The following is a 21,364-nucleotide window of genomic DNA, read 5'->3' as shown; positions in this document are numbered from 1 at the left end:
CCATGGAGATTCTGGGTGCCTCACTGCGTATCTGTGTCGATGACCTCGAGTCCGCGGTCCCCTTCTACGAAGGGCTCGCCGGCGGCAGGGCGATGCGGTTCGAGCGGGGCGGTGTCCAGGTCGCGGCCGTCGGCTCGTTCCTGCTGATGAGCGGGCCGGAGTCGGAGCTGGAGATATTGCGGAAGGTGGCGGCCACGATCGCCGTCAAGGACGTCGACGAGGCCCACCGGGTGCTGACCGAGCTGGGCGCGCGGATCGTCGCGGGGCCGGTGTCCACGCCGGCCGGGCGGAATCTGATCGCCTTGCATCCGGACGGCACGGTGTTCGAGTACGTCGACCAGCGGGGCTGAACCGGCCGGCCGTGCGACCGCGGTCAGCCCTGGCGCATCTCCGCGGTGAGCGCCCAGCGTTCGTGGTCCCGCCAGGCGCCGTCGACGTAGATCATGTCCGGGGAGAAGCCCTCCAGGCGGAACCCGGCGCCCCGGGCCATCGCGACGGAGGCGGCGTTGCCGGGCTGCACGTTGATCTCCAGCCGGTGCAGGCCCAGCGGCCCGAAGGCGTATCCGATCACCAGCTCGAGACCCTCGCGCATCAGGCCCCGGCCGGCGGCGTGCGCGAAGGCGCCGTAGCCGAGGGCGCCGCTCTGGAAGCCGCCGCGGACGATGTTGTTGATGTTGATGAACCCCGCGATGTCCCCGGTGTCCTTCTCGCACACCAGGAATCCGGCCCGGGACGGGTCGTCGATGAGCGCGCCGGCGTACGCGGAGTAGGCCTCGTCGGTGTCGGGCGGGAACAGCCACGGCCGGTGCAGATCCTTGCTCTCCCGGGCCCGCGCGGTGAACTCGGGGCCGTCCTGCGGAGTGAAGGCCCGGATGCCCACGCGGGGGCCCTCGGCGAAGTAGCGGGGTGCGGTGTTCGGCATCCCGCCAGCCTACGCGCGGTGTCCTGCGTGAGCAGGCCGGCTCAGCGCAGCGCGGGCTCGTCCAGGGTCAGGGTGCCCGCCTCCGCGTCGAGTTCGGCCGCGACCCCGAACGGGATCGTGAGCGCGCCCGCGCAGTGGCCGAACCCGAACTCCTCCACCACGGGCACGCCGAGCGGGCCGAGCCGGTCGGCGAGCAGGGCGCGTACCCCGTCCTGGTCGGCGCAGTTCTCCCAGGATCCGAGCAGCACCCCGCGCACCCCCTCCAGCCAGCCGGCGCGCAGCAGTTGGGTGAGGTACCGGTCCAGCCGGTAGGTCTGCTCGCCCACGTCCTCCAGGCACAGCAGTCCGCCTCTCGCGGAGGGACGGGCGTGCGGGGTGCCGAGTTCGGCGGCGAGCAGGCACAGGCAGCCGCCGAGGGTGACGCCCCGGGCGCGGCCGGGGACGAGGGCGGTGCCGCCGGAGGCGATGGTGCGGACCGTCTCCGGGGCGAACAGCGTGGCCCTGAGATGCTCCTGCGCGCGGGCGTTCTTGACGAAGTCGACGCCGGCGGCCATCGGTCCGTGCAGGGTGGCGAGGCCCAGGCGGGTGGCGAAGGCCTCGTGCAGGGCGGTGACGTCGCTGAAGCCGACCAGGACCTTCGGCCCGGCGGCCCGCATCGCCTCCCAGTCGAGCAGGTCGACCATGCGCTGCACGCCGTATCCGCCGCGGGCGCACAGGACGGCGTCGACGGCGGGGTCGCACCAGGCGCGCTGCAGGTCGGCGGCGCGGTCGGCGTCGCTGCCCGCCAGGTAGTCGAACTCCCCGTGCCGGTCCAGCACATGGGATCCGGCGACCGGGTCGAGGTCCCAGCCGCGCAGCACGTCGAGGCCGGCCTGGAGCCGTTCCTCGGGCACCGGCCCGCTGGGGGCGACGACGGCCACCCGTGCCCCGGGGGCCAGCCGGGCCGGGCGCACCAGTTCTCTCATGTGACCAGCTCCAGTTTCGGCACGCCGGGCGTCGGGTCCAGCCCGAACACCTGGGTGTACAGGGAGAGTTCGGCCTCCAGGGCGCGGACGATGGTGTCGGACCGGCGGAAGCCGTGCCCCTCCCCCGCGAAGGTGAGGTAGGCGTGCGGCACCCCCCGGCCCTGGATCCGGGCCAGGAAGCGTTCGCACTGGGCCGGCGGGCAGATCACGTCGTCGAGGCCCTGGAGCAGCACGAACGGCGCGGTGAGCCGGTCGGCGTGCGCGGTGGGCGAGCGCTCGGCGTACCGGTCGGGCACCTCGGCGCGCGGACCGACCAGCGACTCCAGGTACCGGGACTCGAAGTCGTGGGTGTCCCCCGGGCCCCAGGTGGCGAGGTCCAGGACGGGGTAGCTGATCGTGCCGCAGGCGTAGACGTCGGTGCCGGTCAGGGAGGCGGCGGTGGTCCAGCCGCCGGCGCTGCCGCCGCGGATCGCGAGCCGGCGCGGGTCGGCGGTGCCCTCCTCGGCCAGCGCGCGGGCGACGGCCGCGCAGTCCTCGACGTCGACCACGCCCCACTGCTCGCGCAGCCGCTCCCGGTAGGCGCGGCCGTAGCCGGTGGAGCCTCCGTAGTTGACCTCGGCGACGCCGATGCCGCGCGAGGTGAAGTAGGCGATCTCCAGATCCAGGACGAGCGGGACCCGGCTGGTGGGGCCGCCGTGCGCCCAGATGACGTAGGGCGGCAGCTCCCCGTCGGGGGCGGTGCGCCCGGGGTGGTGCGGGGGGTGGACGTGGGCGTGCACCTCGCGGCCGTCGGGGCCGGTGAAGGTGCGGGCCAGCGGCCGGGGGTAGTACGCCGGGTCGACGGAGTCCCGGTGGCGGGCGCCGATCGCGCGGGCGCGCCCGGTGGGGGCACCCCCGCGCGAGTCCGTTCGAGCGTGGGGGAGGGTGTCCAGCTCGACCACCTCGTACCCGGTGCGCGGGCTCGCGCCGACCGCGACGACGCGTTCGCCGTGCGCGGCGAGGGTGGGCGCGTACTCGGTCCACGGTCCGACCGCGTCGAGGATCTCGCCGGAGTGCGGATCCAGTGTCCCGAGGACGGCCGGCCCGCGGCCGTGCAGGACCGCGATCAGCCCGTTGTCCAGCGGCGCGAACCAGCGCAGGCCGAGCTTCCACAGCGGCCCGGCGAACTCCTCCTCGCGCGGGCACAGCGGGGTGCCGTCCCGGTACAGGTTCCACCAGCCGCTGCGGTCGCTCGTGTACAGGAGCCCGCCGTCGGCCGACCAGTCGGCCTGCGCGACCGACTCCTCGGGTCCGCCGGCGACCGTGCGCACCCCGTGCAGCCGGCCGTCCTCGCCGACCTCGCCGACGAGCAGTTCCGTGCCGTCCCACGGCATCCGGGGATGGTCCCAGGCGAGCCAGGCGGCCCGGCGGCCGTCGGGCGAGAGCCGCGCTCCGGTGACGAACCGGTGCCGGGCGTCGGTGAGTTCGCGTACCGCCGTCCGGTCCTGGGCGGCCGAGCCGTCCAGCGGTACGGCGGCCAGGACGCGGCGCACGTCGTCCGGGCCCTCCCCGGTGAACTCCTCGAGCACGCACCAGACTTCACCCCGGTCGAGGTCCACGCGCGGCTCGGCCCAGCGCAGCCCGCCGCCCACCGGGGAGAGCGGGGTCAGCGGGCGGGGCTCGCCGCCGGGCTCGTACCGGTACAGCCGCTGGTCGGCGAAGTGCGTGAACACCACCAGGGGCACGCCGTCCAGGAGGACCCCGGTCCAGGGCCGGCCGCCGTACTCGACGACCCGGCTGCGCACGTTCCACGGCGCCGGCAGCACCGGCTCCTCGCGGCCGTCGGCCGACCGCCGCACCAGCGCCCTGCGTCCGCCCTCGGCGGGCCGGGGCTCGGTCCACCAGACCTCGTCCCCGACGTGCCCCACCCACTCGGGCTGTCCGTCGTGTGCGGCGGCCAGCGCCGCGTCCACGGGTGAGGGCCAGGATCCGTACGGCTGTGTGAGCATCTCCTGCCCCATCGGCTAGGCCGTCCGCAGGAAGCGGTCGAGGACGCGGACGCCGAAGTGCAGCGCCTCCACGGGGACGCGCTCGTCCACGCCGTGGAACAGTGCCTGGTAGTCGAGGCCCTCGGGGAGCTTCAGCGGTGCGAAGCCGTAGCCGGTGATGCCGAGCCGCGAGAACTGCTTGGCGTCGGTGCCGCCCGACATGCAGTACGGCACCACGTGCCCCTCGGGTGCGAACTCCTCGACGGCGGCCCGCATCTTCGCGTACGTCGGCGAGTCCACCGGCGCCTGCAGGGCGACCTCCCGGTGGGCGAACTCCCAGTCCACGTCGGGGCCGGTGAGCCGGTCGAGGGTGGCGCGGAACTCCTCCTCGCCGCCCGCCAGATACCGTCCGTCGACGTACGCGACCGCCTCGCCGGGGATGACGTTGAGCTTGTAACCGGCCTCCAGCATGGTGGGGTTGGCACTGTTGCGCACGGTCGCCTCGACCAGCTTGGCGGCCGGGCCGAGCTTCTCCAGCAGCCGGTCCACGTTGCGGAAGTCGGGGTCGATGCCGTAGACGGCGGCGAGTTCGGTGAGCGCGGCGGTGACCGTCGGGGTGAGGCGCAGCGGCCACTCGTGCTCGCCGATGCGGGTGACGGCGGCGGCCAGCCGGGTCACCGCGTTCTCCCGGTTCACCTTCGAGCCGTGCCCGGCACGACCGCGCGCGGTGAGCTTCAGCCAGCCCGTGCCGCGCTCCCCGGCGGCGATCGGGTAGAGCTGCCGCCCGGCGCCGTCGTGGAAGGTGAAGGCACCGGACTCACTGACGCCCTCGGTGCAGCCCTCGAACAGCTCCGGGTGCTCGTCGGCGAGGAACCCGGAGCCGTCCTCGGCGCTGGCCTCCTCGTCGGCGGTGAACGCGATGACGACGTCGCGGCGGGGCCGTACGCCCTGCCGCGCCCAGGAGCGGACGACCGCCAGGATCATCGCGTCCATGTTCTTCATGTCGACGGCGCCGCGCCCCCACACCACGCCGTCCCGGATCTCCCCGGAGAAGGGGTGCACGCTCCAGTCGGCGGCCTCGGCCGGCACCACGTCGAGATGGCCGTGCACGAGCAGCGCGTCGGCGGCGGGGTCGGTGCCCTCGATCCGGGCGACGACGTTGGTGCGTCCCGGGGTCCGCTCCAGCAGCAGCGGTTCCAGTCCGGCGCCGGCCAGCCTTTCCGCCGCGTACTCGGCGGCCGGCCGCTCACGGCAGTCGCCGCCGCCCCGGTTGGTGGTGTCGATCCGGATCAGGCCGGAGGTGAACTCGACGACCTCGTCCAGTGCCTGTGCGTTAGCCATACTGCTCCTCCACCGCGGCCGAGACGATCGTGGTGACCGCCTTGAAGGTCCGGATTCCCTCGTACATGGTGTCGCTGGTGTACGCCACCTTCCGCTCACCGGTGCGGGCGACGCCGGGCACGACGGTGGCGGCCATCGCCAGGTGCTCGGCGTCGAACTCGACGGCGACGGTGAACGGCCCGCCCTGCACCGGCTCGTGGCGGACGGCCAGCCGCGCGGCCTCCTTGGCCGCCGCGCGGATGTCGGCGGCGGTCCGCGCCGGGGTACGGCATACCGCCGCGTATCGGGACACATGGTCCTTGACGGCGACCTTCAGTGCCTCCGGTGCGTACCCGAGCGCGTCCTCGCAGGCCAGGTCGTCGCCGGTGACCAGGACGACGGGGACGCCGTACTCGGCGACGACGTGGGCGTTCAGCAGGCCCTCGCTCGCGCGGACGTCGTTCACCCAGACCCCGGTGATCTGGTTGGCGAGGTAGGTGTGGGCGAGGACGCCCTCCATGCCGGCGCCCGCGTGGTAGCCGACGAACGCGATGCCGTCCACGTCGCCGTGCTGCACGCCCTCCACCATGGACAGCGCCTTGTGCCGTCCGGTGAGCATCTCGACCCGCTCGTCGAGCTGCTCGAGCAGCAGGTTGCGCATGGTCCAGTGGGCCTCGTTCACCAGTACCTGCTCCGCCCCGCCGTCGAAGAAGCCGAGCACGGCGGCGTTCACGTCCGAGGTGAACATCGACCGGCACCGCTCCCACTGCGGTGTCCCCGGGAGGACGTCGGCCGGCCAGGTGACGCCGGTGGCACCCTCCATGTCCGCACTGATCAGGATCTTCATGGTGCGCCACGTTACGCGCCGGGACGCGGCCGGGCCACGACGGGGCGGCCCGGGCGGCCCGGCCGCACCCGGTTGTCTCAGCCCCGGCCGGCGCCCTGCCGGACCCAGATCTCGAAGTGTCCGGTGCCCGTGGACGTCCGGTAGGGCAGCGAGCCCTTGAGCCGGTAGCGCCCACTGGTGCGCATCTCCTGGCGCACGGCCTCCTCGGCCGGGGGCAGGCCGCCGGAGTAGTCCAGCACCACCCCGTCGAAGTAGCCGTCGCGCACGGCCGCGCGATAGCCGGGGATGCCGGACAGATGACGGCCGTCGTGCGTCTTGTAGTCGATGAAGAAGAACGACAGCCAGTCCTGGTAGGAGGTGTGGCCCTCCCGGCTGAGGTAGTAGACCGGGCCCTCCTTGGGGTCGCCCAGCCAGTGCTGTCCCGGGCGCACGGTGTAGGAGAGCTGCGGCATCAGGTAGCGGGTGTCCGGCCAGCTGCCGAAGTAGGCGGCGGACTGGTTCAGGCCCAGGGTGAGGGCGACGACGTAGACGGCGATGGCCCACTGCGGGAACTTGACGTGGGCGCCCATCAGCCGGGTGACCCCGACGCCCGCCATGGGCGCGGCGAAGAACAGCCCGAAGCCGATGTGCTTCTGCAGGGACGTCTCGGTGTGCAGATGGATCTGGTACGCCGGTGCCAGCAGCGCCGTGCCGGTGAGCAGCACACCGAGGCAGGTGCGCCAGCGCCGGCCCGGGACGGCCCGGCGCCAGCCCGGGACCTCGCTGAGCCGGGCGGTGCGGGCGTAGGTGACCGTGCCCACCAGCGCGACGGCGACCAGCAGGCCCGCCCAGCGGGCGGAGTCCTGGACGATCTGCCAGGTGGGCGTGTCGCCGTGGGCGCGTGCCGTGGTGGTGCTCTGGATGGCCGCCAGGTAGCCGCTGGAGACCAGGGCGCCGGCCAGGACGCCGATGGTGGCGACGCTGAACAGGGTGCCGCGCACCAGGGCGCGGCGCACATGGTGGTGCCGGTAGGCGGCCAGCACGTACAGCAGCACGAGGGTGGGCAGGAACAGCGCGGAGGCGTACTTCACGCCGACCGCCAGTGCGGCGACGAGCGCCACGGGGACGGCCAGGGCCCAGTGCCGGGGCGCGACGACCACCAGGAGCCAGGCGGTCAGGGCGAGCAGGCAGACGGCCATGGCGTCGTAGGTGGCGAAGTGGCCGAGGAACAGCGTGGGCATGGAGACGGCGAACAGCGCGCTCGCACACAGTCCCGCCCGCTCGTTGAACAGCCGCCTCGTCAGCCCGTACAGGCAGGCGGTGGCCGTCAGCATGAACAGCAGGCTGAGCGCCCGGACCCCGGCGAGGCCGAGCACGGAGTCCACGGCGGCGGCGAGCACGGGGTACAGGACCGGCGCGCCGGAGAAGTAGGTGTCGAACCCGCCGTAGTTGGGCGCCCCGTAGAAGAGCTGGCCGATCTCCACGTGCCCGGCCCAGATGTACAGCGCCTCGTCCTCGAAGGCCGAGTTGGCCAGCCGCAGCGACAGCGCGGCCTGCACGAGCAGGATCACCGCGAGGATCGCCAGGCCGACGAGGCGGCGGCGCCGCCCCGTGTCGGCCGCCCAGCCCATGTGGGCGGGCGGGGGCAGCGTCCAGCCGGGCAGCGGCTGTTCGACGAAGGAGTAGCCGGGGTCGGCCTCCGGCGGCGGCGGTGGCAGGACCCGAAGCTGCAGGGTCTCCTCGTGCACCACCACCGGGCGCCGGTGCGGTGCGGCCGCGCCGCCGGGCCGGCCGTGGCCACGCCGGCCTGCCGGTGCCTCGGTCGGGGGCTCCGTGTGGGTCATTTCTGCTTCTGTCTCGTGTGCTTCAGGGCGGCGAAGTCGAGGTCGTACCGGTGGTCACGGGCGGCCTTGCGGAACGCGGCGAGCGTCCCGGGGCTGCTGTCGACCCGCCAGTCGGTCTCCTTGTTCAGGTCGAACCAGATGAAGCCCACGATGTCGCTCCGGGCGGCGACGGTCTTCAGCAGTTCCGTGATCTGCGCGCTCTTGCGCGGGTTCGGCTGGGCGCCGGTCTCGGCGAGCAGGAAGGGCCGCTTGGTGAACGCCCTGATCTGCCGGAAGGTGGGGCCGAAGAGCGTCGCGAAGTCCTGGGCCCCGGTGCGCGCGTAGTAGCCGACCACGCCGACCCAGTCGACGTACCCGTCGCCCGGCCAGAACGGCTTGAGAGCCACCTGCGGCACCGGGTTGACGACGTTGGGGCTCCACACCCAGATCACCGTGGAGACGCCCTCGTCCTGGAAGACATCGTGCACATGACGCCAGGCCTTGACGAACTGGGCGGCGGTGGCCTTCTTGTAGCCCCACGGGTACCAGTTGCCGTTCATCTCGTGCGCGAGGCTGATCGCCACGGGCACGTTCACCGCGCGCAGGGTCCGGGCGGTGTCCTTGATGTACGCGTCCTGGCTGCCGTCGGCGATCTGCGCGAGGGTGGCCTTGTGCGGCTCCCAGGCGATGTAGGGCAGCTGGCCGTTCCTCCACACCGCGCGGGTCTGGTCGGCCTGGAGCTCGTCGCCCCAGCCGAGGTAGTACTCCAGCATCGTCGGGGTACGGCCGACCTGCGCGGCGTAGTCCTGAACGGGACCGAGGTCCTTGGGGACGCCGTCGAAGGTGGCGCCGAAGTACTTGTCCTTGGGGTGCAGCAGCGGCGTGACGTCGTACGGCTGGGCGGGCGCGTACGTCGTGCCGCCGCCGGGCATCGAGACGGCCGGCTGGGCACCGTCGCCGCCGGCGCCGACGGGGGCCGGGCCGGAGCTCACACAGCCGGCGAGACAGGCGACGGCGGCCAGCAGGACCACCCACAGGCGGATCCGGGCGGTCACGCGGCCACCTCCTTCGGCTGGATGAGCACCCGGGCGACGGCCACGGCGTAGAAGAGGCCGGAGGCCAGCATCAGTGCGAAGTTCTCCGGGTGGGCGCCGCTCATGCGCCACACGGCGAGGGCCGGCCACAGCACGGCGGTGGGGGCGCTCCACAGCCACATCCCGCCCCAGAACCGGCGGGTCTTGTTCTTCTTCGCCCCGCTGGATCCGGTGGGCTGCCAGCCCATCGGGCGGCGGCGCACCACGTCCCAGATGGCGAAGACGTGCGCCCAGCCGTACATCACCCGGGTCGCCCAGGCCTCCAGCCGGTAGGGGTTGCGGTGCCACAGGGGGTAGACCACGGTCAGGTAGAGCACGCTGGGCAGGACCATCCAGTAGTTGGTGGCCTGCAGCTGGTCGGGGTAGTGCACCAGCAGGGTCAGCGCGATCAGCGGGGTGGTGAAGGTCAGCAGGGCCGTCTCGATGTAGTAGATGAAGCCGGAGATGTAGCACAGCCGGCTGGCGAAACGCATCTTGACCTGCCAGAACTCGCGCAGGCTGCCCAGCATGCTCATGGAGGCCATGCACCAGCGGTACTGCTGGTTGTAGTAGGCGCCGACGGTGTCCGGGCACATGCCGGTGGACAGCGCGAGCGGGACGTAGTGCAGGTCCCAGCCGCGGGCGCGCAGGTCGAAGCCGGTGTGCATGTCCTCGGAGTGCTCGATGAGGCTGGTGCCGCCGATCTCGTCCAGGGCCGCACGCCGGTAGACCGCGCAGGAGCCGACGCAGATGGAGCCGTCGCTGCGCTGCCGGGAGACCTGCACCGAGCGGTAGAACAGCTCCTGCACGGCGCCGGCGCCGCGCTCGATCCAGTTCTGCTGGTCCAGCACCCGGAAGAACTGCGGCGACTGGACGATGGCGCAGCGCGGGTCGGCGTCCAGGTACGGCATCAGCTCGTGCAGCAGGTCGGAGCGCGGGACGAAGTCGGCGTCCAGGATGAGGATGGCCTCGCCGGAGGAGTTCTCGAAGCCGTGGCGGAGGTTGCCGGCCTTCTTCATCCAGCCCCGGTTGGGCCGGACCAGGTGGCGGAAGCCGAAGTCGGCGGCCATGGCGGCCGCCTCCGCGCTGTCCCCGTCGTCGAGCACGAGCACCTCGACGTGGCCCGGGTAGGTGTCGGCGAGGACCCGGACGTACCGCCAGGTGTTGTGCAGCACCTCGATCGGCTCGCCGCACACCGGCAGGAAGACGTCCACGCTCGGGTAGTGCCCGGGCTGCCAGCCGCGGACCAGCCGGCGGTGCGCCTTGAGGTCGAAGCTGGGGGCGAACGCCTCCAGCCGCATGGATATCAGGAAGCCCACGACGGCCAGGAACAGAGTGGGGGCGAAGACCCAGATCCAGGAGCTCTGCCGGGCCGTGTCGGCCTGGCTGAGCAGCACGCAGACGAAACCGATGAAGGAGCTGGACGTCAGCACCCAGGTGTGGCGCTTGACGTAGCTGTACTTCTCCCGTTCGTCGGGCGGCGTGGGCAGCAGCCCGACCGGGGTTTGCAGGCGCCCTGAGCGCGGAGCACGCCGCCGCCCTCGGCTGCGTACTTCGGCCGTACGGACGGTCACGGCTGAGGGCCCCCCTCTACACCTTCGCATGAATGAGCGAGGGAATGCTATCGGACCCTTCTTCACTGCAGGGACACGGCTTCATCACGGACGGACCGTCAGGCTCCGGAATCCGTCACCGTGCGTCAGACGCCGTGGCTCCCGGGGGGCGCGGAACGGGCCACCGCGGGCCCGCTCCGCGCTCCGCCTCAGCGCCCCGGCCGGTTTCCCGTCATTTTGCGGCCAGGACGAACCAGCGCGCCGGGAGGTCGATGCGGGTCCCGTCCGCGAGGTGTTCCGTCTGCGGCAGGGTCGTCTCGCCGGTGGCGAGGATCTCCAGGCCGCTGTCGCCGAGCAGGCGCGGGATCTCCTCGTCGTCGGCGTCGGCCGGCTTGAGACCGTGGTGGAACACCCGGCGCAGCTTGGGCCCGGGGCCGCCCGGGTCCGACGCGGCGCGCTGGAGGACGTTCCGGGAGCCCGAGGTGAGCTCGACGACGAACGCGCGGCCCTCGGTGCCGACGAGCTCGGCGACGGCGGCGGCCACCGACGCACGTGCGGCCGGTTCGCTCTGGTGGATGACGGCCCGCATGTACACATTGCTGTCGCCGAGCCGGTCGTGCAGGGACCGTACGGCGTCGGTGTCGGTGAGGTCGAGTTGCTGGAACTCGACGGGCTCGCCGCCCGCGGCCCGGCGCGCGTGCTCGACGGCGGCGTGCGAGAGGTCGACGCCGACGGCGCGGGCGAACCGGGTGGCGAGGTAGCGGGTCTGGGTGCCGTTGCCGCAGCCGAGGTCCACGATGGTGCGCGCGCTGTCGGCGTACGGCAGGAGCAGCGCGCTGTGCGGCTCGGCGGTCAGGGAGGGATCGGCGTCCCAGATGGCCTCGCCCCTGGCGTCGGAGGTCTCGCGCCAGTAACTCTCCCAGGCGTTGCGGTAGTTGTCCGAGACGTTCATTGCGTTTCTCCCCACGGTCGGTTCCGTGATCGGGATATCGCGACGGCCGCGGGTTGGGCAAGGGGCCGGGGTCTCCTTCACCGGATGTACGGACCCCGGTCCACCCGTGGGGGGCACGCGGCCGGGCGCGCGCCCCCTGGTCAATGCCGTCCGTTGACGCCCTGTTCGAACCAGACGGTCTTGTGGTGTCCGCTGGCGCTGGCGCCCCACTCGCGGGCCAGCCGGCTGACCACGCGCAGCCCGCGGCCCGACTCGTCGTACGGTCCGGTGCTGAGCATGGCGGGCAGGGCCGGCTCGTCGTCGGTGACCTCGAACAGCAGCGCGTCGGTGCGGACCAGCCGCAGCCCGATCCGGCCGCCGGTGCCGTGCTGGACGGCGTTGGTGACGACCTCGCTGACCAGCAGCTGCGCCGTCTCCACGGCCTGCGGCAGACCCCACTCCCGCAGCCGGTCGCGGACCAGGCGGCGGGCCCGGCCCACCTCGCGCGGATCGGCGTCGAGCCACCACTCGGCGACGTGGTCGTCGGGGATGCCGTTGAGCCGGGCCATGAGCAGCGCGACGTCGTCCTTGCGGCCGCCGCGGGTGTTCAGGGCGCGGATGATGGTGTCGCAGGCGTCGTCCATCGAGGCGGCGGGGTGGGCGGCGGACTCGCAGAGCGCGGCGAGCCCCTCGCCGATGTCGGAGCCGCGCACCTCGACCAGGCCGTCGGTGCACAGCACCAGCCGGTCACCGGGCGCGACACGGACGACGGAGGCCTCGAAGGGGACCCCGCCCACGCCTATGGGCGCGCCCGTGGGCAGGTCGAGCAGTTCGCTGCGGCCGTCCTCGGCGCGCACCAGGACGGGCGGGATGTGCCCGGCGTTGGCGAGGTGCAGCTCGCCGCGGATCGGGTCGTAGACGGCGTACAGACAGGTGGCGAGGTAGTTCTCGCCGAGCCGCCGGGCCAGGTCGTCCAGGTTGCGCAGCAGTTGTGCGGGCGGGGTCTCCATGGCGGCCATGGTCTGCACGGCGGTGCGCAGCTGACCCATCATCGCCGCCGAGTTCAGGCCGTGGCCCATGACGTCGCCGACCACGAGCGCGGTGCGCGAGCCGGGCAGCTTGATGGTGTCGAACCAGTCGCCGCCGATCCGGCCGAGCCGGGTGCCGGGCAGATAGCGGGTCGCCACGTCGCAGCCCGCCATCCGCGGGGTGACCTGCGGCAGCATGCTGTCCTGGAGAGTGTCGGCGACGTTCTCCTGGTAGGTGTACATGCGGGCGTTGTCGAGCACGAGCCCGGCGCGGGCGGCGAGTTCGGCGCCGGTGGTGCGGTCCATGTCGTCGAACTGCGGGCGGTCCGGGCGGCGCATCAGGACCATGAAGCCCAGGACGACGTTGCGCGCCTTCAGCGGGACGATGAGCAGGGAGCGGTGGGTGATCAGCGGCCGGAGGTCGCGCTTTTCGAACTCGCCGGCGATCCGGCCCGCCAACTCGTCGGTGACCCGCGGGACGAGGACCGGTTCGCCCGTGACCATGCACTTGTAGAAGGGCGTGTGCTCGGGGAAGGCGAAGGCCTCGCCGACCGGCACGGTGTCGTCCCAGCGGCCCGGTTCGTCGTTGTGCTCGACCCAGACGCGGTGCATCATCGTGTGCGCGTCCGGCGGGCCGTCCGGGAAGCCCTCGCCGGCCAGGACGGCCGCCCGCAGATGGGTGCCGGCGAAGTCGGCGAAGCGGGGCACTGCGGCGCTGGTGACCTCGCGGATGGTCTCGTGGAGGTCGAGCGAGGAGCCGATGCCGGAGCTGACCTCGTTGAGGAACTCCAGCCGCTCGCGCACGGCCGCGTACTCGAGGTCCTGCTCGGCACCGGTGGGGACCACGGGCGCGGTGCGCTGCTGCGGCAGGACGGCGGCGGTCTCGGCGCGGGCTCGTCCGGCACGGCGCGGCACGCCCCAGTACGGGGTCACGGGCACCCGGTCGTACTGGCTGAACTCCAGGATCGGGTAGCCGAGTTCGAGGATCTGGGAGACGATGCGGCCACTGAGCCCCGGGCCCATGTTGGGCAGGATCTCGGGCAGGCGCCGCTCCAGCTCCTCGGAGGCGGGCAGCTCGGTGTGGCGGGCGAAGCCGGGTGAGATGCGCTCGGCGCTCTCGTCCTCGTGGCCGCGCTCGTCGCGCAGCCGGGTGGCGTCGGCGGCCAGCACCAGCAGCCGGAAGGGGCCGGGTCCGATCAGCGGGTACGCCCACCACAGCACGTCGAGCCGTTCGCCGTCCGTGTCCGGTCCGGGCCGGGCGGCCTTGGGCGGGGCGACCCGGGCGCGGCCCGCCGTCGGGAAGTGGGTGCGGCCGCCGAGGGAGGCTTCCAGGTCGGGGCCGAGCCCGTCGTACGCCTCGTAGGGACCGTAGGCGTCCGGCATCGCGTCGCCGTGGAGGTCCTCGGGGAGCGCCCCGGAGACGGGCAGCAGGTCGGCGGCGGGGTGTCCGACCGCGTCCTCCCTGCCGACGCCGAACAGGCGGCGCGCGCCGCTGCTCCAGTGGGACACCAGGCCGTCGCGGTCGACCACCACCACGGCAAGCGGGATCCTGCCCGCCGCGGCGTCGTCGGCGCCGCGGCCGGGAGGTGTGTCCCGCTCGCTGCCATGGTCCATGGCCCAGGCCCTCTCTCCCCGCAGGCTGTTCGCAAACGATCTGTTCCGCCCGCCACTACGGTACGGCGGCGGCCGGTCGCGATGTGTGGCATTTCCTGGAATTGGTTTCACCGCGTCGCACCGGCGCGCAGCTCGGCGCCCCGCGGGCGCCCCCCGTCAGTCCTCGTGCCCCAGCTGCAGGTCCCGTTCGGTACGGCCGCCGCCCGCGACCTGCAGAACCGTGGCGACCGGCGGGTAACCTGCGGCGATGACGGTGTACTCGCCGGAGGAGAGGTCCACGAACCGGAACGTTCCGTCGCCTCCCGTGGTGAGGGTGTCCACGACGTTGCCGGCGGCGTCGAGGAGCGTCACGCGCGCGTCCTCCACGGGCCGCCCGCCGCTCGCCCGCACGGTGCCCCGCAGCACGGCGCCGCCCGCGAGTTCGATGTCCTGCCGGGTCTCCCGGGCGGCCTGGACGGTGACCGGGAGGGCGGCGGGGCGGAAGGCGGGGGCGCTGGCGGCGAGGGTGTACTCGCCGGCGACCAGCTCGGTGATGACGTAGCCGCCCTCCCGGCCGCTGCGGGTGGTGGCGACGACCTCGCCGTGCACGTTGGTCAGCGTGACGGTGGCGTCCCGGACGGGGGTGCCGTCGGCGGTGAGCACGCCGCCGGCGAGGCGTCCGGCGCCGCCGAGGACGACATCGAGTTCGACGGGCCGCTCGCCGACGGTCACGGAGACGGCCTGCGGCTGGTGGCCTCCCGCGGCGGCGATCAGCACGTACGAGCCGGCGCCGGGCGTGGCGAGCGCGTAGCGCCCGTCGTCACCGCTCGCACTGCGCCCGATCTGCTGCCCGGCGACGTCGATGAGGGTGAGCGCCGCGCGGGGCACCACGGTCCCGTCGGGGTGCTGCACCGTGCCGCAGACGGGGATGCCTGCGGCGTACGGCGAGCGGGCCGGCGGGACGGCGGCGGTCACGGGGGCGGGGTCCGTTTCGGCGGCGTGGTGGGACACCAGGGGTTTCTCCTTGAGGAAGCAGGCGATGAGCAGTCCGAGCACCAGCACCGGGACCAGGTAGAGGAAGATCCTGGGCATCGCGTCGGCGTAGGCGCGGACGTACGCCTCGCGCAGGGCCGGGGGCAGCGCGTGCACGAGCTGCGGGGTGAGGGACTCCGGGTCGGGCAGCCGGGCGCCCGCGCGCGCGGGCAGCTCCCGGTGCAGGGCGTCGGTGAGCCGGCCGGCGAAGAGGGTGCCGAAGACGGCGGCGCCGACGCTGCCGCCGATCTGCCGGAAGTAGTTGTTGGCGCTGGTGGCGGTGCCGAGGTCGGCGGGCCGCACGGAGTTCTGCACGGCGAGGACGAGCACGGGCATCACCAGGCCGATCCCGGCGCCCAGGACGGCCATCCAGATGCTGTACTGCAGCCGGGGCGTGTCGGCTTCCAGGCGGGACAGCAGCCACATGCCGACGGTGGAGACGGCGGCGCCGAGGACGGGGAAGATCTTGTACCGCCCGGTGTGGCTGATCAGCTGTCCGCCGATGATCGAGGCACCGACGATGCCGGCCATCATGGGCAGCATCAGCAGCCCCGACCCGGTGGCGCTGGCACCGTCGACCATCTGCAGGAAGGTCGGCAGATAGCTGGCCGCGCCGAACAGGGCGACCCCGATCACCAGGCCGACCAGGGCGGTGACGTCGAAGACCGGGTCCCGGAACAGCCGGAGCGGGATGAGGGGTTCGGCGGCGAAGCGCTCGGCGACGAGGAAGAGCGCGGTGGCGGCGAGGGCGCCCGCGCCGAGACCGAGGATCGCCCGCGAGTCCCAGGCGCACTCGGTGCCGCCCCAACTGGTGAGCAGCACCAGGCAGGTGGAGGCGGCGGCGAGCAGCAGGGCGCCGAGCACGTCGAGCCGGGCCTTCGCCCGCGGCCGGGGCAGCTTCAGCACGACAGTGACGACGGCCAGGGTGACCAGGCCGAAGGGCACGTTGACGTAGAAGCACCAGCGCCAGGAGAGGTGGTCGGTGAAGTAGCCGCCGAGCAGCGGACCGGCGACGGAGGCGAGGCCGAAGGCGGCGCCGATGAGGCCCATGTAGCGGCCGCGCTGCCGGGGCGGCACGATGTCGGCGATGATCGCCTGCACGCCGATCATCAGCCCGCCCGCGCCGACGCCCTGGACCGCGCGGAAGGCGATGAGCTGGTCCATGCTCTGCGCCCGCCCGGCGAGCGCGGAGCCGACGACGAAGGCCAGGATCGCGAACTGGAAGACGCCCTTGCGGCCGAGGAGGTCGCCGGCCTTGCCGTACAGCGGCAGGCCGATGGTGGAGGTGAGCAGATAGGCGGTGATCGCCCAGGACATCCTGTCCAGGCCGTGCAGCTCACCGACGATCTTCGGCAGCGCGGTGGCGACGATCATCTGGTCCAGCGCGGCCAGCAGCAGCGCGAGCATCAGCCCGACGAAGACCAGCCGGACGCGGCGCGGACCCAGTGCGGCCGCCGCGGCCGCTTCCGCCTGTGGTGCCGTGGGTGTCTCGTCGGGCGCCGCGACCGGTTCGTCCCGTACCAGAGTCGTCCCGCCCACCTGCCGCTCCCCTCGTCGCACCTGTCTCACTTTTCCCGCGTAAGGCGGCAACTGCGAACAAGTACGGCTAGTTACGGCACCATCCCGATCCGAACCGGGATCCACCCGAACCGGTGACGGGGCGCGCGTGGCACCCCGTCACCGGGCGGCGCGGAACCTACTTCTCGACCTGGGCGGCGAGGTTGGCGAGGATCGCGTCGTAGATCCGGCCGAGGCCCTTGGGCGCGAAGGTCTTCTCGAAGAAGCCGCCGATGCCGCCGGCGCCCTTCCAGGTGGTGGTGACGACGACGCGGGACGCGCCCTCGCCGGCGGGGGTGACGCGCCAGGTGGTGACCATGGAGGAGTTGCGGTCCTGCTCCACCAGCTCGCCGTCGGTGGGCTCGCTGACCTCCATGAGGCAGTCGCGCACCCGCTTGCTGGTGGCCTGGAGCTTCCAGTGGACGAGGGTGCCCTCGCCGTCGCCGCCCTCGCGCACCTCGTACTCGCTGAAGTGCTCGGGCAGGAGCTTCTGCCGCGTGTCGCGGTAGTCGGCGAGGGCGTCGAACACCTTCTCCGCGTCCGCCGCGACGACCCGCTCCGTAGTGGCCTCGACCTGCGCCATTGCGTTCCTCCAGGACCAGTTCTGCCGTACTTGGGGCAAGCCAACCACCCCGGCGCCCGGGCGCCCAAATCGGGGACCGCACGATCATGGGAACAGATGTTCTATTGTGTGGGGCAGTGCTACCGAGGAGGCGTCATGCGCTGGGAGAACCTCACCGAGGAGCCCGAACACGGCCGGGCCGACGCCGCGCTGTTCGGCGCGGACGCCGTCACGACCCGTACCTTCGACACGCCGGAGTTCCGCGGGATCACCTTCCACGAGGTGCGGGCCCGCTCGATCCTCAACCGGGTGCCGGGTGCCTCGCGCATGCCGTTCGAGTGGACGGTGAATCCGTACCGCGGCTGCACGCACGCGTGCGTCTATTGCTTCGCCCGCAAGACGCACAGCTACCTGGACCTCGACACGGGGATCGGCTTCGACACCCAGATCGTCGTGAAGGTCAACGCGCCCGAGCTGCTGCGCCGCCAGCTCGCCTCGCGCCGCTGGCACGGCGATCACGTGGCGATGGGCACGAACGTCGACTGCTACCAGCGCGCCGAGGGCCGCTACCAACTGATGCCGGGCATCATCTCCGCCCTCACCGAGCACGCGAACCCCTTCTCCATCCTCACCAAGGGCACGCTGATCCTGCGCGACCTGGACCTGCTGGTGCGCGCGTCCGAGGTGACCGACGTCGGCATCTCGGTCTCCGTGGGCTTCACCGATCCCGCGCTGTGGCGCACGGTGGAGCCGGGCACGCCCGCGCCCGAGCGCCGGCTGGACGTCGTACGGACCCTCGGCGAGCACGGGATCGGCTGCGGGGTGCTGATGGCGCCGGTCATTCCTTTCCTCGGTGACCACCCGGCCCAACTGCGCGAGACGGTACGGGCGATCGCGGCGGCCGGGGCGACCTCGGTGACGCCCCTGGTGCTGCATCTGCGGCCGGGCGCCCGGGAGTGGTTCATGGCCTGGCTCGGGCAGCACCACCCGTACCTGGTGCGCCGCTACGAGCGGCTGTACGCGGAGGGCGCCTACGCGCCCAAGTGGTACCAGCGCCGGATCACCCGTCAGGTGCACGAGCTGGCCCAGGAGTACGGCATCGGCCCCACGCGCGCGGGTCTGGCCCGGCGGATCCGGCCGGCGGATCCGGAACCCCCGGCGGTGTCCGAACCGACCCAGCTCACCCTCATCTGAGGGCGTTGGAGGGCATCCCTCGGCCCAATTGGGTCAACTATTGACAGAACATGTTCTTCCGGGCGTCTCTGCCGGGACGATGCGGCGAGAACCGTGACCCGCGCGGTTCGCGTCACCCGCCGTCCCGGGAGGCCCCATGAGAACTCGCGCAGCCGTGCTGTGCGCCGCGGCAGCCGGCGTCGTGCTGGCGGGCTCGGTCGCGGCCGTACCCGCCCGGGCCACCGCCTCCGCCGCCCCGGCGAAGCCCGCGTGGAAGGCGTGCGGCACCAGCGACTACCCGACGCTGCAGTGCGCGTCCCTGAAGGTGCCGCTGAACCACGCGGACCCGTCGGGCACGCAGATCACCCTCGCCCTCTCGCGCGTGCCGCACACCGCGGCGACCTCCCAGGGCCCGCTGCTGGTCAACCCCGGCGGCCCCGGCGGCAGCGGTCTGGCGCTCGCCGGATTCGTCGCCTCGGCGCTGCCCAGGAGCGTGGCGGCGCAGTACGACGTCGTCGGCTTCGACCCGCGCGGGGTGGGCCGCAGCAGCCCGGCCCTGGACTGCGCCCCCGGTCACTTCGGGCCGGTGCGCCCGGACACCGTGCCCGCCACGCCCGCCCTCGAGCAGCGGAACCTGGAGCGCGCCCGGTCCTTCGCCGCCGACTGCGGCCGCCGGTACGCGCGCGTGCTCCCGTACATGGACACCGTGGACGCGGCACGGGACATGGACGCGGTACGGCAGGCCCTGGGCGCGCAGCAGCTCAGTTACTTCGGCTACTCCTACGGCACCTACCTCGGCGCGGTGTACGCGAAGCTGTTCCCCGAGCGGGTGCGCCGGCTGGTGCTGGACTCGATCGTGAACCCGACCGGCGTCTGGTACGACGACAACCTGGCCCAGGACCGGGCCTTCGACGACCGCCACCGCGCGCTGATGGCGTGGATCGCCCGGTACGACGCGACGTACCGGCTCGGCACGGACCCGGAGCGGGTCGGGGCGAAGTGGTACGCGATGCGGGCGGCGCTGGCGAAGAAGCCGGCGGGCGGCAGGGTGGGCGCCGCCGAGCTGGAGGACACCTTCATCCCGGGCGGCTACTACAACGGCTACTGGCCCTATCTGGCGGAGGCGTTCGCGGCCTACGTCAACGACCACGACTCCGAGCCCCTGGTGGAGGCCTACCGCCACTTCGCCGCGGTGGACCCCTCCGGCGACAACGGGTACAGCGTCTACACGGCGGTGCAGTGCCGTGACGTGGCCTGGCCGCACTCGTGGACCCGGTGGCGGGCGGACACCTCGGCGATGTACGCGAAGGCACCCTTCATGGCCTGGAACAACGCCTGGTACAACGCGCCCTGCGCGTTCTGGCCGACCGGCGCGCTGCAGCGGGTGAGCGTCACCAACGGCAAGCTGCCGCCGGCACTGCTGTTCCAGGCGACCGACGACGCCGCGACGCCCTACTCCGGCGGGGTGCTGGCGCACCGGCTGCTGGCCCGCTCCGGCCTGGTGGTCGAGCAGGGCGGCGGCAACCACGGCATCACCCTGAGCGGCAACGCCTGCCTGGACCGGTACCTGGCCGCCTATCTGGCCGACGGCACGGTCCCGCAGGGCGCCGGGGAGGCGGACGCGGTCTGCCCGAAGTCGCCCGACCCCAAGCCGTCGGCGGCGAAGGCGACCCCGGCCTCCTCACGCGGCTCGGTGCTGCACGGTCTGCTGGGCTTCCGCCCCTGAGCGCGAGGCGGCGGGCCGGATAATCCCGAGCGCGCCGGGCGTGCCGCTGCCTAGGGTGCCGTCATGGACGACCGGCTCATCCGCATCCGCCCCATGGACCTCGCCGACTGCGAGCGCGTCTCGGAGATCCGTGTGCGCGGCTGGCAGCACGCCTACCGGGGGCTCATGCCGCAGCCCCACCTCGACGCGCTCAGTGTCGCGGCGGACGCCGAGCGGCGCCGGGACTGGTACGCGCGGGGGGACGGCTCGGTGGTGAACCTGGTCGCCGAGCGGGGCGGCGAGGTCGTCGGCTGGGCCGCGCACGGGCCGTACCGGGACGGTGAAACGCGCACCGGGGACGCCGAGTTGTACGCGCTCTACGTCGACCCCGCCCGTCTGGGCGCCGGCATCGGCCGGGCGCTGCTGGCCGAGGCGGTCGAGCGGTGCTCGGGGTCCCCGCGCATGTTCCTGTGGGTGCTGAAGGAGAACGCCGGCGCCCGCCGCTTCTACGAGCGGGCCGGGTTCCGCCCCGACGGCGCCGAGGAACCCTTCGACGTGGACGGCGTGCCCGTGCCCGAGGTGCGCTACGCCAGGGCGCTCTGACCGGGCGTCAGCGCCGCTTCTGCTCCGGGATCCGGGCCAGCGCGTGCACCGCCGCCTCCGCGAGCGCCGGGTGCGCGAGGGCCTCGGTCAGCACACGCCGGGCGCGTGCGTCGCCGAGCGTGCCGAGGCCCTCCACGCAGGCGAGGGCCACCCGCCGGTAGGGGTCGTGCGGGCGCAGCCGGCGCTCCAGGGTGGTGATCAGCGCGGGGACGGCCTCGGGGGCACGCAGCTCGACCAGGAGCCGTACCGGGTGCAGGGCGTAGGCGACGCGCAGTTCGTTGGTGGCGAGCGCGGCCGCCGCACGCGCCGTGCGCGGGTCGCCGAGGCGCGCGAGGGCGTGCGCGGCAGAGGCGCAGCGGGGCGGGTCGCGGTGGTTGAGCAGCAGTACCAGGGACTCGAAGGCCCGCCGGTCGCCGGCCAGGCCCAGCCGGAACGCGGCCAGCTCCCGGGCCCACAGCGGCTGCCCGGGCGCGGTGAGCACCTCCGCCAGGTCGTCGTGGTCCTCGGTCGCCAGCAGCCCCTCGTACGCCGCCGAGCCGTGCGACTCCTGCCGTAAGCGCTCCGTGAGCGATCGCAACTCTTCGTCCACGAGCACCAGCGTAGGGGCCCTGCGGGCGCCGAGGGAGCTACATCACAAACTCCGGGGACTAGCGTGCTCGTTACCGGCCGGTTAAGCTCATTCGAGCGAGCAACCCTCTCGCAACCGCTGACGACGGTTTGGTGACGCAGCC

17 protein-coding genes are annotated in these 21,364 nt (G+C 73.1%); 4 read left to right on the top strand and 13 right to left on the bottom strand.

Annotation, left to right across the window (positions count from 1 at the left end; translation table 11 throughout):
• Nucleotides 1-2 precede the first annotated feature (2 nt).
• Nucleotides 3-350 carry a VOC family protein gene (locus ACZ404_RS15820; protein WP_468440059.1) on the top strand — a complete coding sequence of 116 codons (348 nt, stop codon included), beginning with the start codon at nucleotides 3-5 and terminating at the stop codon, nucleotides 348-350.
• 23 nt (nucleotides 351-373) lie between these two features.
• On the opposite strand, the gene ACZ404_RS15815 is transcribed toward ACZ404_RS15820, so the two are convergent.
• The 12 genes from ACZ404_RS15815 to ACZ404_RS15760 all read right to left on the bottom strand — a co-directional run bounded on the left by ACZ404_RS15815 (nucleotide 374) and on the right by ACZ404_RS15760 (nucleotide 17,173).
• Nucleotides 374-922, bottom strand: coding sequence for a GNAT family N-acetyltransferase (locus ACZ404_RS15815; RefSeq protein ID WP_468440057.1), 549 nt, complete (start codon nucleotides 920-922; stop codon nucleotides 374-376).
• A gap of 41 nt (nucleotides 923-963) precedes the next feature.
• Nucleotides 964-1,887, bottom strand: a complete 924-nt coding sequence (locus ACZ404_RS15810; protein ID WP_468440055.1) for a S66 peptidase family protein — start codon at nucleotides 1,885-1,887, stop codon at nucleotides 964-966.
• Entirely contained in the window at nucleotides 1,884-3,875 is a 1,992-nt protein-coding gene (locus ACZ404_RS15805) for an LpqB family beta-propeller domain-containing protein (protein WP_468440053.1), read from the bottom strand. Before ACZ404_RS15805 ends, ACZ404_RS15810 begins: the two co-directional genes overlap by 4 nt.
• Nucleotides 3,876-3,890: 15 nt before the next feature.
• The gene (locus ACZ404_RS15800) at nucleotides 3,891-5,195 is read right to left on the bottom strand and encodes a M20/M25/M40 family metallo-hydrolase (protein ID WP_468440051.1); all 1,305 of its coding nucleotides are present in this window, start codon (nucleotides 5,193-5,195) and stop codon (nucleotides 3,891-3,893) included.
• A complete protein-coding gene (locus ACZ404_RS15795; RefSeq protein WP_468440049.1) occupies nucleotides 5,188-6,021 on the bottom strand; it encodes a M55 family metallopeptidase in 834 nt (277 codons plus the stop codon). The genes ACZ404_RS15800 and ACZ404_RS15795 overlap by 8 nt, the downstream gene beginning before the upstream one ends.
• A gap of 77 nt (nucleotides 6,022-6,098) precedes the next feature.
• Nucleotides 6,099-7,844 (bottom strand): ArnT family glycosyltransferase, encoded by a 1,746-nt coding sequence (locus tag ACZ404_RS15790; RefSeq protein WP_468440047.1) that lies wholly within the window; start codon nucleotides 7,842-7,844, stop codon nucleotides 6,099-6,101.
• A complete protein-coding gene (locus tag ACZ404_RS15785) occupies nucleotides 7,841-8,878 on the bottom strand; it encodes a glycoside hydrolase family 26 protein (RefSeq protein ID WP_468440045.1) in 1,038 nt (345 codons plus the stop codon). Before ACZ404_RS15785 ends, ACZ404_RS15790 begins: the two co-directional genes overlap by 4 nt.
• The gene (locus ACZ404_RS15780; RefSeq protein ID WP_468440043.1) at nucleotides 8,875-10,500 is read right to left on the bottom strand and encodes a glycosyltransferase family 2 protein; all 1,626 of its coding nucleotides are present in this window, start codon (nucleotides 10,498-10,500) and stop codon (nucleotides 8,875-8,877) included. The genes ACZ404_RS15785 and ACZ404_RS15780 overlap by 4 nt, the downstream gene beginning before the upstream one ends.
• Nucleotides 10,501-10,681: 181 nt before the next feature.
• Nucleotides 10,682-11,401, bottom strand: a complete 720-nt coding sequence (locus tag ACZ404_RS15775) for a methyltransferase domain-containing protein (protein WP_468440041.1) — start codon at nucleotides 11,399-11,401, stop codon at nucleotides 10,682-10,684.
• 140 nt (nucleotides 11,402-11,541) lie between these two features.
• Nucleotides 11,542-14,022, bottom strand: coding sequence for an ATP-binding SpoIIE family protein phosphatase (locus ACZ404_RS15770; RefSeq protein ID WP_468440039.1), 2,481 nt, complete (start codon nucleotides 14,020-14,022; stop codon nucleotides 11,542-11,544).
• Nucleotides 14,023-14,178: 156 nt separating this feature from the next.
• On the bottom strand, nucleotides 14,179-16,572 hold the full coding sequence (locus tag ACZ404_RS15765; protein WP_468440037.1) for an MFS transporter: 2,394 nt from the start codon (nucleotides 16,570-16,572) through the stop codon (nucleotides 14,179-14,181).
• 157 nt (nucleotides 16,573-16,729) lie between these two features.
• On the bottom strand, nucleotides 16,730-17,173 hold the full coding sequence (locus ACZ404_RS15760) for an SRPBCC family protein (protein WP_468440035.1): 444 nt from the start codon (nucleotides 17,171-17,173) through the stop codon (nucleotides 16,730-16,732).
• Between the two features lie 135 nt (nucleotides 17,174-17,308).
• Here ACZ404_RS15760 and ACZ404_RS15755 point away from each other — a divergent pair, with 135 nt between their 5' ends.
• From ACZ404_RS15755 to ACZ404_RS15745, 3 genes are all read left to right on the top strand, one after another.
• Nucleotides 17,309-18,346, top strand: a complete 1,038-nt coding sequence (locus tag ACZ404_RS15755) for an Rv2578c family radical SAM protein (protein WP_468440032.1) — start codon at nucleotides 17,309-17,311, stop codon at nucleotides 18,344-18,346.
• Nucleotides 18,347-18,482: 136 nt separating this feature from the next.
• Nucleotides 18,483-20,051, top strand: a complete 1,569-nt coding sequence (locus tag ACZ404_RS15750) for an alpha/beta hydrolase (RefSeq protein WP_468440030.1) — start codon at nucleotides 18,483-18,485, stop codon at nucleotides 20,049-20,051.
• Nucleotides 20,052-20,114: 63 nt separating this feature from the next.
• Nucleotides 20,115-20,633 (top strand): GNAT family N-acetyltransferase, encoded by a 519-nt coding sequence (locus ACZ404_RS15745; RefSeq protein ID WP_468440028.1) that lies wholly within the window; start codon nucleotides 20,115-20,117, stop codon nucleotides 20,631-20,633.
• 7 nt (nucleotides 20,634-20,640) lie between these two features.
• Here ACZ404_RS15745 and ACZ404_RS15740 read toward each other — a convergent pair whose 3' ends face one another.
• Nucleotides 20,641-21,222: an adenylosuccinate lyase gene (locus ACZ404_RS15740; RefSeq protein ID WP_468440026.1), complete on the bottom strand. Its 582-nt coding sequence runs from the start codon at nucleotides 21,220-21,222 to the stop codon at nucleotides 20,641-20,643.
• Nucleotides 21,223-21,364 lie beyond the last annotated feature (142 nt).

It is taken from the genome of Streptomyces sp. NPDC030798, assembly GCF_055572275.1.
The sequence above is the reverse complement of the archived record's forward strand: the minus strand, read 5'-3'. Positions and strand labels throughout refer to the sequence as shown.